At 63.6% G+C, this 10974-nt stretch carries 12 protein-coding genes; all 12 read right to left on the bottom strand.

Going from position 1 to position 10974, the window contains the following annotated elements; genetic code table 11:
• Positions 1–107: 107 nt before the first annotated feature.
• A complete protein-coding gene (locus J4E53_RS08910) occupies positions 108–1148 on the bottom strand; it encodes a phage baseplate assembly protein (protein ID WP_060738959.1) in 1041 nt (346 codons plus the stop codon).
• A 3-nt stretch (positions 1149–1151) separates the two neighbouring features.
• Positions 1152–2390 (bottom strand): DNA circularization protein, encoded by a 1239-nt coding sequence (locus J4E53_RS08905; RefSeq protein ID WP_060738960.1) that lies wholly within the window; start codon positions 2388–2390, stop codon positions 1152–1154.
• Positions 2377–3951: a phage tail protein gene (locus J4E53_RS08900; protein ID WP_103308741.1), complete on the bottom strand. Its 1575-nt coding sequence runs from the start codon at positions 3949–3951 to the stop codon at positions 2377–2379. The genes J4E53_RS08905 and J4E53_RS08900 overlap by 14 nt, the downstream gene beginning before the upstream one ends.
• A 130-nt stretch (positions 3952–4081) precedes the next feature.
• Positions 4082–4378 carry a phage tail assembly protein gene (locus tag J4E53_RS08895; RefSeq protein ID WP_092165897.1) on the bottom strand — a complete coding sequence of 99 codons (297 nt, stop codon included), beginning with the start codon at positions 4376–4378 and terminating at the stop codon, positions 4082–4084.
• A complete protein-coding gene (locus J4E53_RS08890; RefSeq protein ID WP_003198314.1) occupies positions 4375–4722 on the bottom strand; it encodes a phage tail tube protein in 348 nt (115 codons plus the stop codon). The genes J4E53_RS08895 and J4E53_RS08890 overlap by 4 nt, the downstream gene beginning before the upstream one ends.
• Positions 4723–4789: 67 nt before the next feature.
• On the bottom strand, positions 4790–6286 hold the full coding sequence (locus J4E53_RS08885; RefSeq protein ID WP_060738962.1) for a phage tail sheath subtilisin-like domain-containing protein: 1497 nt from the start codon (positions 6284–6286) through the stop codon (positions 4790–4792).
• Positions 6286–6468: a DUF2635 domain-containing protein gene (locus tag J4E53_RS08880; RefSeq protein ID WP_003198311.1), complete on the bottom strand. Its 183-nt coding sequence runs from the start codon at positions 6466–6468 to the stop codon at positions 6286–6288. The genes J4E53_RS08885 and J4E53_RS08880 overlap by 1 nt, the downstream gene beginning before the upstream one ends.
• Positions 6465–7049, bottom strand: a complete 585-nt coding sequence (locus J4E53_RS08875) for a hypothetical protein (RefSeq protein ID WP_060738963.1) — start codon at positions 7047–7049, stop codon at positions 6465–6467. Before J4E53_RS08875 ends, J4E53_RS08880 begins: the two co-directional genes overlap by 4 nt.
• A gap of 128 nt (positions 7050–7177) precedes the next feature.
• Entirely contained in the window at positions 7178–8194 is a 1017-nt protein-coding gene (locus tag J4E53_RS08870; protein WP_060738964.1) for a contractile injection system protein, VgrG/Pvc8 family, read from the bottom strand.
• A 9-nt stretch (positions 8195–8203) separates the two neighbouring features.
• Positions 8204–8416, bottom strand: a complete 213-nt coding sequence (locus J4E53_RS08865) for a tail protein X (protein WP_058542798.1) — start codon at positions 8414–8416, stop codon at positions 8204–8206.
• Positions 8409–8792, bottom strand: a complete 384-nt coding sequence (locus J4E53_RS08860; RefSeq protein WP_060738965.1) for a phage tail protein — start codon at positions 8790–8792, stop codon at positions 8409–8411. Before J4E53_RS08860 ends, J4E53_RS08865 begins: the two co-directional genes overlap by 8 nt.
• On the bottom strand, positions 8792–10972 hold the full coding sequence (locus tag J4E53_RS08855; protein WP_103308742.1) for a phage tail tape measure protein: 2181 nt from the start codon (positions 10970–10972) through the stop codon (positions 8792–8794). Before J4E53_RS08855 ends, J4E53_RS08860 begins: the two co-directional genes overlap by 1 nt.
• Positions 10973–10974: the final 2 nt, after the last annotated feature.

Below are 10974 nucleotides of genomic sequence, written 5' to 3'. Positions count from 1 at the left end.
AGCTTGCTGGCTCGCGATAGCGGCAGCACATCCGACATCCATGCAAGCTGACCCACCGCCATCGCGAGCAAGCTCGCTCCCACAGGGGATCTGTGGTGGGCCGGGGCTCAGGGTTTTGGCGGCACCGGGTTGGCGTCGAAGGTATGCGGCGGCGCGACTTGCAGGGTGGTGACGGAGCCTTGTGCCGAGAGCGAGTACGTCACTTTGGAAATCAACATGTCACCGTCGAACCCCAGCACCGGGTCGATCACCCGTACCAAAGTGTTGTGCCGCCACAAGTCACCATTGGCCTGGCGCCAGCCTTGCACACGGTAGGTGGTGGTCAGGGCCTTGCCGGTGCGGATGGCGCTTTCCCAATCGGCCCGTTGCTGGGCCAGTTCGAAGGTCAATTGCGCACTCTCGCTGATCACCGTCACCCGCTTGCGCTTGAAGCCCAGATCGGTGGCGGTGCCAGAGACTTCGCTCACCGCCGCCCCGCTCTGTTGATCATTGCCCTTGTGCTGGCCGATGACCCGGTATTCGGAGAACACCTGGCTGTAGTCCATCGGTGCGTTGCCCGACAGAATGTTCTTGCCCAGCTCCAATACATCACTGGCCCGCCCACCGCTGCCGGGTTTGGCCAGCAACACACGTCCTTGTGCGTCGTCGGTGGAGAACACTCGGAACAACGTCAGCAAACGGTCGATGGATTGAAAGACCGTTTCCCCCGGCACGATGCTGTGTTCGCTCAACCGCGCGGTTTCAGGGATCTCGCTGACGACCCCCACGCCGTATTGCGATGCCAGGGCCTGGACGATGCTCAGCAGCGTTTGCCCGCGCCATTGGGTCGGGCGGTTGATCGCGGCGCAGTCCACCAGGTCCTGGGTCTTGGAGCCACCTTCGATGCTCAGGCTGATCTGTCGACCGTCATAGCTGACCGGTGCCTTGAACACATAACCGCTGAGGACCAGATCGGCACCAATGCGCACCTGGCATTCATCGCCCGGACGGATCGGCACGGCTTGGGTCTGCCCCGGCCATTGCCAAGTGATGTCGAGTTTGAAGGTGCGAAACTGGCGCTCCAGGTCCGCACTGATTTCCACGCTTTTCCAGCCGCCGTAATCCAACCCGCCGACAGTAAGCGAGACAGCGTTGTCGAGCTCGTTCATGGCTTATTCCCCCGAGACTTTCAGGTCATTGGGCGGCAGGAAACCAGGATGGGCGACGCCGTTACGCTGGGTCACCTCCGTCACCCGGGTGGCATCGGCGAATTGCTGATACGCCACCACCAGCGCCGGCAGGCTTTGCTTGAACGACAGGTTGATCAGCCTGACACCCGAAGACGCCACCGCCGTCAGGTGCGCGGCCATTTGCTGGCGCAGGTTGTTCATCGCCTGGTAGTGCTCCGGATCAGCCTTGAGGGAGGCCTGCCAGATGACATCGTTGAGGGCATCGCGCAGAGCCAGCACATCGTCGGCCACCGGCACGTCCCGGCGCTGGACCGGTTGCACGGCCTGTTGCGCCACCGATGGCGTGGCGCCCAACTTGACCGCAGGCGCTGCTACCGGCATCGCCGCAATCCATTGCGCGGCCTGCACCAGCAGGGTGTCCTGCACCAGGTCGGCCACAGCCTGGGCCGCCGCCGTGGTGTCCTTGCCCGTCGTGAGTTTGGGCGCGTCGGCCTTGCCAATGGCCTCCACCTGTTGCGACACGCTGGCAATCACGCCGCGATAGCCGTCACGGGCAAAGTCCTTCAGTTCCCGAATATCGCCCAGCAACCCCTTGAACTCGGCCACCACCTCCTTGGGCAACGCTTTCACCGCCTTGACCAGATCGCTGAGTTGCCGATAGGTCTCGATCAACGGCTTGAGCTCCTGCTCGATCACGCCGTAGATCTCCTTGAGGCTGTTGCGCAGGTCAGCGATACCGATCCGTGCGGCCTTGATCAAGGTCATGGCGTCTTCGAAGCGCCGCACCGCCGAACCGAGGAAGCTGTCGGCCGAGACCAGCAGCAGTTTCTGGCTGTTGATCGTCGCCGAAGGGAATTGCAGCGGCTGGTCGGGGTAGAACTTCAGGGCGAACGTCACCAACCCGCCGTCCTGACGGGTCTGGGTCATGTCGCACTCGCCGACCTTGACCTGCAGGCGCCCCAGCCACGGGTGCACCAGTTCACCGCTGCCCTGCTCCAAGGCCTTGAGCAGCTTGTCGCGCTGCTCCAGGCAATCGGGGCCGACGATGAACGCAGTCAGCTCATGAATCTTCGCCTGCTGGCCGAGCCCCTCGAAAAACGGCTGGTCACGCTGGGGATATTCATGCAGCTGGCCTTTGTGGCCGACCGGGGTTTTCGCCTGGTCGACCCAGAACCCGACGCCACGAAACGACGCCGGCAACAAACGATCACGCCAGCTCATTGGAGCCTCCTGTGGACAGTGAGCGATAGCCGATGCGCGAACTCACCGCCAGGGCCGGTTGATTGGTCTGGGGCGGGTCGGCGCGCAACCCGGCCGGCGCATTTTCGAAGCGCACGGTCAGGCCGCCTTCGAGTTGCGTGCGGTTATTGGCGGCGCTTTGTTGCACCAGGGCGCTGGAGGTTTGTGGCAACGTACCCGGCGCCAGCGAGGTCTTCGCCGGACCGTTGGCGGAGGCTGGCGCCAGGCTGGACGACAGGCCCGGAGGCTGCTCGCTGGCCGCGCCAAAAAACGCCGGCGCCAGCTCACCTTTGCCTTCGGCGTTGGTGGCGCGCTGCGCCTCGGTCAAACCCTCGACCTTAGCGGTGAACGAGGTGATCATCTCGCCGAAGCCGCCGTTGAAAAATGCCTTGATCGGCGCGATCACCGCCTGCAACTCGTTCCACCACTGGCTGAACCACTCGCCCACCGGCCCCCACTGCTTGACGAGACCCTCGATGGGTGACCAGTCGAACAGGCCGCTGAACACCGCCAGCATGATTGACACCTGGTTGCGCACGCCCTCCCAGATCCCGGCGAAGACTTCACCGATCGTGCCCCAGTTGGCCATGATCAGCCCCAACGGCGTCCAGTCGAACAGGCCTTTCAAGGCGTCCATCACCGGCACGGTCAAGGCCCTGAGCAGGTCCCAGATCGCCGCGAACAACCCGGTCAGGGGCGCCCAATTGGCAACGATCAAGCCTAGGGGTGACCAGGCGAACAGCGTCTGCATGAAACCGATGACCGGCGCTGCCGCCGCCACGATCACATTCCAGAGGACGCCAAAAAAGCTGCTGATCGGCCCCCAGTTGCTGATCACCTGCCCCATCGGGGTAAAGGCGAACATCGTCTTGAAGAACTCGACCATCGGCAGGACGATCGGCGCAAGCCTCTGCCAGAGTCCGGCGAAGAACGCTGAAATCGGCGTCCAGTGGGCGATGATCATCCCTGCCGCCAAGGCGATGCCCATGGCAATCAAACCGATGGGGTTCATCTTCAAGGCCAGGTTCACCACTTCGAACGCCTGGCTCGCGCCGCTGACCGCCATCTGAATCGCGTTGAACGCCACGACACCATTCGCCAGGCCCTGTACCAGTTGCGGGTTGTCCTGCAGCACCTGGGCCACGCCGCTGACCATGGGCTGCAAACTCACCGCCACCGCGTTGACCGCAGGTCCCAAGGCCGAGCCGAACTGCACCGACACGTTACTGATGGAAGTCTTCAATCCATCCAGGTTCTGTGCCGCCATACGGGGCGCTTCAGGGGCCTGGACGGCGCTGGCCGCCGCGCTCGCGGCGCCCGCCTCGTCCTTGAAGGCCAGCGCCGACTTGAGCCCGTCCATAAAGGGCTGGGCCAGGCCGCCGCTGGGCAGCAGACCGGAAATATCCAGGCTGCCCAGGCCCGTGGCGTCGAGGTTCTGCTTGAAACTCGCGACCTTCGCACGAAGGCCGGCGAGCTTGGGTGACAGCTCGTCGATGCCTGTCAGCAGCACCGCCTTTCTCTCTACCTTTTGTGTGTCTGCCATCACTGCACCTGCTGCATCGCATTGATCCGTTGCGCGTGCTCCAAGGATTCGCGGAGCACATCCAGTGGCCTGGCCATCATCTGTTCGGGGTCAACCTTCCAGAACCAGGCCAGGTCATAGGCGGCGGCGATCAGGTCGCCGATGGCTGCGACGCCGCACTCATGAAAAAACTCGCGACGGCCCAGCTCAGGGCGTTGAGGTCAGCCAGGTCCAACTGGTTGACCGACGACGGCGGGATACCGGCGCACACCGCGATGTATTTGGCCGCGACGTCCATGTCCAGGCTCACCTCCTCGCTCTTGTCGATCTTGTAGGGCAGCGCCTTGATCGCCCGGACCTCTTGCACCGTCGGACGGCGCAGGGTCAGTTCGCTCAGGGGCTCGCCGTGGGCCTCAATGGCCACGCGCAGCGTCACGAGATCGGTCATTGCCAGGTCCCCTTGATGCCTTCGAATTTCAGCTCGATGGTGGCGTCGTCGCCCTTCGACACCGGCTCTTCCACCAGGTAGGCGCCAGCCAGCACGTAGACCTTGCCGTTGTTGAATTCGCAAGTGACGGTCATATCAGTGCCGGCGACCAGCTGCTTGAGCGGGAAGTCCGCGGTGTGCAGGGCCGTCACCTTGAAGGACGGGGCGATGTCGGTTTCCTTGTAGAAACCCGGTACGACGGTTTCGCGTTTGGTGAACATCAGTGGCGCTTCGCAGCCGCCATTGATGGTCAGTTGAGCGCCGTCCACTTTGACGTAGCAGGTGCCCGCAATCAGTTGACCCATGGTGTTTCTCCCTTCAAATAAAAAGCCCACGCAAGGTGGGCTGAATGCATGCGACCGAGTGCTACCGTCAGGCGGCGGCGTCGTATTGCAGGCGGAATTGGTTGAGCAGCGCGAACACCCGCAGGCCGTTGATGTAGTCCGGTGGGAACAGCACATTGACCCGACTCGGGTCCTGGCTGTCACGCTCGACAACCAGGTGTTCGGCGAACAGCTCGGCGTTTTCCACGTGGCCTTCCAGTTCGAGCTTGGCGTATTGCGCGATCAGTTCGCCGCGGATGGTGCTCGGGGTCACGATGGGCTGGCCGGCGCCGAAACGGGTGCCGTCGGAGGCCAGTTTGTGGCGACCGTACTTGCTGGTGATCACGCTTTGCAGGCGGCGGACGATGAACGCCGACTGGTGCATGGTTTCGCTGTCCAGGTAGGAGTTGTCAGCCTGGCCGAAGGCATTCTTCTGATACGTGGTGATGGAACGCTGGATGCGTACGTAGCCACCTTCGTAATACGCCGTCGCGATGCCGTAGTTGAGCAGCGACTGGCGCTCGGTCAGGGTGAAACGCTCGCTGGCCGGTGCCGGGTCCAAGCCTGGCAGGCTGCCGCTCTGGGTCGGACGGCTGGCGTCGGCGGAGATGAACACCGCCGTGCGAGCCGCCAAGGCAGCGGCCTGGACCCAGAACGGTTGCGGCACGCCCAGCTCCAGCGCCTGGAGGGTCATGTGCTGGTCGTTGCGCGCCTGTCCGGCGGCGACCAGGGTGCCAATGGTGCCGCGCTTGGCGCTGTAGACATGGCCGAACAACTGCTTGGCCCAGGACCAGCGGCCGGTGTTGTCGTCCATGACCGCTTGCCAGGTGTTGAGGCTCGCCACGTCGGACCAGGGCATAGCGATGAATTCGAAAGGCTCGTCGCCCAGGGCCGCGACGGCAGCGGTCTGGTCCGGCACGCCGGCACCACCGGTCATCGCGGTGATGGCGGTGGTCAGTCCCGCCGGGGTGTCTTCGCCATTGCTCTTGCCCAGGCGATTGAACTGCAGGCTGATGTCGTTGCCACTGTCGCCGGTCCATTTGGCGCTGAGGGTCACGACGCCTTCGGCGGCCGCAGCGGTCACCGGCAGGTCGGCGGCGGCGTTGATTTTCAAGGCCAGCGCAGTGGCGGCCTGGGCCGCCGTGGCACCGTTGACGATGGCGGCCTGGACGCGCACACCGCCGACGTACAGGTTGAGCACACCGCTTTCAGTCGCGGTGCCGGTGAAGGTCAGCACGCCCTTGGCGATGGCGCCTTCGACATGGTGCAGCGGCAGGCACCAGATTTCGCCGAGCGGGTCGGTCTTGCGCCAGGTTTCGTACATCGAGGCTAGCATCGAGCCTTGCCCGCCGATGTTCTTGGCCAGGGCGACGCTGGACACCAGCACCAGTTTGCCGACATCGGCCGGGGCGACATTGTCGTTGACCTGGGCGACGATCAACCGGCGCATGGCCGATGACGCGCTATTGGCGGCCGAGTTGTCCATTTCGGCGTAGAACAGCGGAACACGAATGTCCGCGGGAATGTTGCTGAATCCGATCGCCATTATTTGGCTCCCTGTGGTTTGGCCGCTTTCACGGCTTTGGTAGTGATATCGCCATCGGCCAGACGTCGACGCCACCAGGCGTTGTCCGGCACTTCACGGCCCTCGAGGGGCAACAGATCGCCCGCTTCCGGGTCCGGTACGGCACGGCCCGGGGCCGGCAGCACGGTGATGCGTTTGCTCATGGGGTTACGTCTCCAGAGAAAGTCAGTTCCACGCGCCCGTCGGGGCCGGGACGTTTCAGGTTGGGGTCCGCCGGGTCGATGGCATCGACCCGCACGGTGGCCCCGGTAAAGGACGACAAGCCGTCCAGTTCACGCTCGTGCCAGCTTTCGGCAGGCTGGCTCGCCAGATTGCGGCCCAGCTGGAACTCGGCGAAAAAGCGCAGCCGGTACGACACCCGGCTGCTGTTGGTGGAAACCAGTTCGCTGCCGTCATATTCGACGCCGGTGTACTCAGCGCCCGGCTTGAACCCCACCAGCGCACGCCACAGTTCGGCCCGCAGGTCGTGCAACAGATCCAGCGCTTTTGTCGCGTCAGTGGCGTCGAGCACCAGCACGGCATCGAAGCGATCACGCACCGCTTGCAGCGTGACGTTCTGAGCCGCGTTCTTGCTGGCGATGTCGGCGGTGGGCAATACATAGGCGCAGGGGGTTTGCAGCGGGGTCTCGGCTTGCAGCGTGGCGAGGTCAAAACCTGCGGCCACACGCTGGGCAAGCGTCGGACATTGCTCACGCAATTGCGTGAGGATCGGTGTGATCTTCATGGGGAGACTCCAGTATCTGAAGGTGCGAGCCTCCCCTGTGGGAGCTAGCTCGCGATGGCGGCGTGTCAGTCAGTGCAAATGTTGAATGTCGGGGCGCTATCGCGAGCAAGCTCGCTCCCACAGGGGGATCAGGCCTTGGCATCCAGGCAGGTTGCATCAATCAAGCAGCGATAGCTTTTTTCCCGGTCGCCACTGGCGGTGACCTTGTCGATCGACCAGCGACCGCGCATGAAATCCGGCCAGGAGGGATCCAGCAGGACGATGCCCTCGGCAGACAGCCCCGGGTTACCCGGGCACTCGATCGTCACCTTGAGCGCTTCGCGCAGCATCCGACGTACCTCGCCTTCACCGGCGGCGCGGGCATCGTCGGCGCTCTGGAAGCGCTGGCGCAGGGTCTTGAACGGCGCGATGCCGCTCTCCTCGACCTGCAGCTTGCCCGCTGCCGCATCCCACCAACGGGTCTTGCAGCCTTGGTACTTGGCCCGGGCGCCTTCATCCAGCTTGGCCGAAATGAAGGCGTGGTCGCCTGGGCGGTTGTTGGTCGTCACCGACAGTTTCATGTCGGGCAAAACTTTGCCCGACAACGACTTCGCCTGGCCGCGCCGGGCCAGCACATACAGTTCGTTGACCGGCTTGGCGACGGCGTCATACCGGTGGGCCAGACGCGTGAGGAAACCCATGTCGGTTTCATTGCACTGGTCGATGTGCTCGATCTTGATCAGCGACAGGTCCGGCGCCACTCGCGGGGAAAACCCGTGCCTGGAGGTCAACTGACGAAACAGCGCCCCCAGGGTCGTCGGGCCATGGCTGACGGATCGGCGTTGCTTGAACCCGGTCTGGTCCGCCGCGCTGAACGGCGCTGCCATGGCCACCAGCACGAGTTGCAGGGGAAACAGGAGCGGCGTGCGCCGGGTGATGACGAACTCGCCTTTGTCCACCAGACCCGACTCCAGATAGCCGACCCGCAGGCCAATCTTGCCGCCCAGGCTGGGCAACCCTTCGAGCCCGTCCAGGCTGATGGTGAGGGTCAATTGATCGGACTCGATACCCGCCGCGTCGACATGCACCCACTTGAGCAGGCGTTCGTTGAGCAGCGCGGCGTTCGCACCATAAATTTCCACCGCAGGCGTGAAACCCAATGACATGTCGCCTCCTTAATCCCAGGCCGAAACCGGTGGGGTTGCCACGGGCTTGAGGTCCACTTCCGGCAAGACAACCCATACGCCCGCCGGCAATACCGGGCCCCATTCAGCCAACCCCGGATTGAGCAACCAGAGCGCCTCCTCGACGATATCGTCACAACGCTCCAGCTCGCGGTACAGCAGCAGATTCACCGAATCACCGGCGATACTTCGAACCCTACGCATTGGCGAACTCCATCAATTCAACCACCCAGCCGACCACCATCGCCGTGCCGTCATCGATGATTTCGGTCTGGGTTTCCGTGACCTTGTTGATCTGCCACAGGCCCCAGTTGCGGCCGATGCCATCGACCAACGGCAGGGGGATGCGCTGCGCCTGCAATGCGCGCAGCTCATCGAGACGATCCATGGCGGTCGCGTACATCGACTTGCCCGTGATCGTCAGCCCTTGCAGCCCCTGGCCGATCTGGCTGGACTTGGGTTTGCTGGTGAGAATGTCGATGCTTTTCCAGCCACCCTCCGACGTGTGTACCAGCTGGTGGTACGCAAACTTTCTCGACAGCCCAAAGATGAAACTGCCGAGTGCCATTTGTTGACGCATCACGTACCTCCGTCGGTCAGGGCGGCATCACTGCGCATGGCCAGTGAGCTGGGCATGGTCGTCAAGCCGAATTGGCCCGAGAGCTGCTGCACGACCAGGTTGGCCAACTGACTGGCACTGGCCTGGTCTTGGCCGTTGATGTAGATGTTCGCGGTCATGGTGTTCTGCTGTGTGGTTGTCTGGGTGCTGGCCAGGTCTTTGCTGACCTGGTCTGGAGCAGCGAGCCTGTCGGCGGGGGCGACGAGTTTTTCACCCAGGGACGCGCCTGCATCACTCCCCAACCAGCCGCCCAGCAGTCCGCCAACCAGCCCCCCAATGGCAGTGCCGATCACCGGAACGACACTGCCCAAAGCGGCACCGGCCGCAGACCCCGCAGCCGCGCCTGCCCAGCCGCCACCCGCGGCTCCCAGGCCTGCGCCCATCATCCGTTTGTCGCCGGTCAGCACACCCTCGGCCACATCAGCGACGGCACCGACCACTTTCAATGGGCCGGGCGCCTTGCGCGTCATCGAGCGTAATGAGGCCGTTGGCCCGAGTGAAAAACGCCCTGCGGTCCCCCGCGAGCCTCGCGTACTGACGCGTATCTTCGGTCCTCTCGTGGATTCGGGACGCTGGCTGGCATTGCTTGTATCCAGCTTGTCCCCAGGAGGATTTTTCCTGAAATCCTCGGAGATCACCTCGCCCAGTCGGCCGGGAAGGTGCGGAGCGGCCTTGCCCAACACCCGCTTGGCCACCTGATTGGACATCTCATCCGCTACGGCTTTGAGCAGCGCCCCCACCAGCGGTTTGATCGCCGCCCCCAGCAGCACGATGGCCGCGGTGGCTTTAGGGGAGGACTCAGCCAACTCACTCATGCCATCGGTCAACGAACCCAGCCACTGAAACGAATTATCCGCCACAGGCATCAGGGCGTTTCCCGTGGCCATCGACAAACGCTCGTTGCGGGCGTTGAGGATGTTCAACTGGCCTTGCCGAGTGTTCGACAGCGCCAACGCGTCCTGCCGCACCGAGCCGTCGTTGCCCAATTGCGACGTGGCGTATTGGCCTGGGTCTTTCACCTGCAAGAAGGCGGCGTTCACATCGGGCAGCTTCTGCGCCATGCGCAGCACCGCCTCATCGCCATTGCCGAATAGCGTGGCGGCAAGAGTCGAGCGATTTTCGGCCGGTTGCGCGTTCAAGGCCGCCAGCACCGTCATCACCGTGCCAGGCGCGGTGTCCTTGTCACGCAAACCGCTCGCCACCGCCTTGGGCTCCAGGCCCAGCTGTTTCCAGGCCATTTGCTCGGTGGCAGAGGTCTGGTCAGCCTTGCCCAGGGCCGTCGTGAAACCATCCAGCGCCACGCCGGCTTCAGCTTGTTGGGTACCGGTATTGAGCAACGCCGCCGTCAACGCTGCGGCTTGTGCAGGGGCCAGGCCTGCCGTCGTCGCCGCTGCACCGTCACGCTGCAAGACCGCACCAATCTCAGCCGGTTTCGCACCATTGGGTAGCTTGCCCAACTGGTTGGCGGCATCCGCCAGGTCAAAGGCTTCGGCGCCGTTGAGCTTCATGGAGATGCGCCAGTCGGCCAGCATTTCGGCGGCCTTCATGGCCGGCATCTCGAACGCCGTCGCAGTGACGCCAGCATCCGAGGCAAAACGTGACAGCGCCAACTGTCGGTCAGAGGCATCGAGCACATCGCTACCGATGCCCTTCCCCGCCGCCAGGCTTTGCATCCTCACCACTTCAACCGCCGTGGTGCCCCTGGCCGCCACCAACGGTGCGGTGGCGATCTGCTGGGTTGACTCAGCCACCTGTTGAATCTGGCGCGGCCCGATTTGGGTGGCCTTTTTCAGATCGGCCATGGCCGAATCCATCGCGATTGCGGGCTTGAGCAGCGCCGGTGGTTCGATACCGCCACTCGGCTTGCCCTTTGGCTCACTGGCCGACTCGCCCTTGGCGTCGGCGCCCATCGTTTGGGAGAACAATCGTTGCGCCGACAGCTTCACGGTCAGCGACTCGATTGCCGTGGTCAGCAGGCCGAGCTTGAGCCCGAGTGTTTCCAGCGCCAGATCGAGGCTCGCCAGTTGGTCCCTGGCGAACGCGCCTTGCGCCGACACGCCACTGGTGAGGCTGGTATTACCGAACGCCAACCCACTCTCGTTGAAGGCTGCGTATTTGAGCGAATATCTATCGTCCGCCATTC

Source organism: Pseudomonas sp. FW305-28, from assembly GCF_017351395.1.
GTDB lineage: Bacteria > Pseudomonadota > Gammaproteobacteria > Pseudomonadales > Pseudomonadaceae > Aquipseudomonas > Aquipseudomonas fluorescens_AA.
This window is presented reverse-complemented; position numbering and strand designations above follow the sequence as displayed.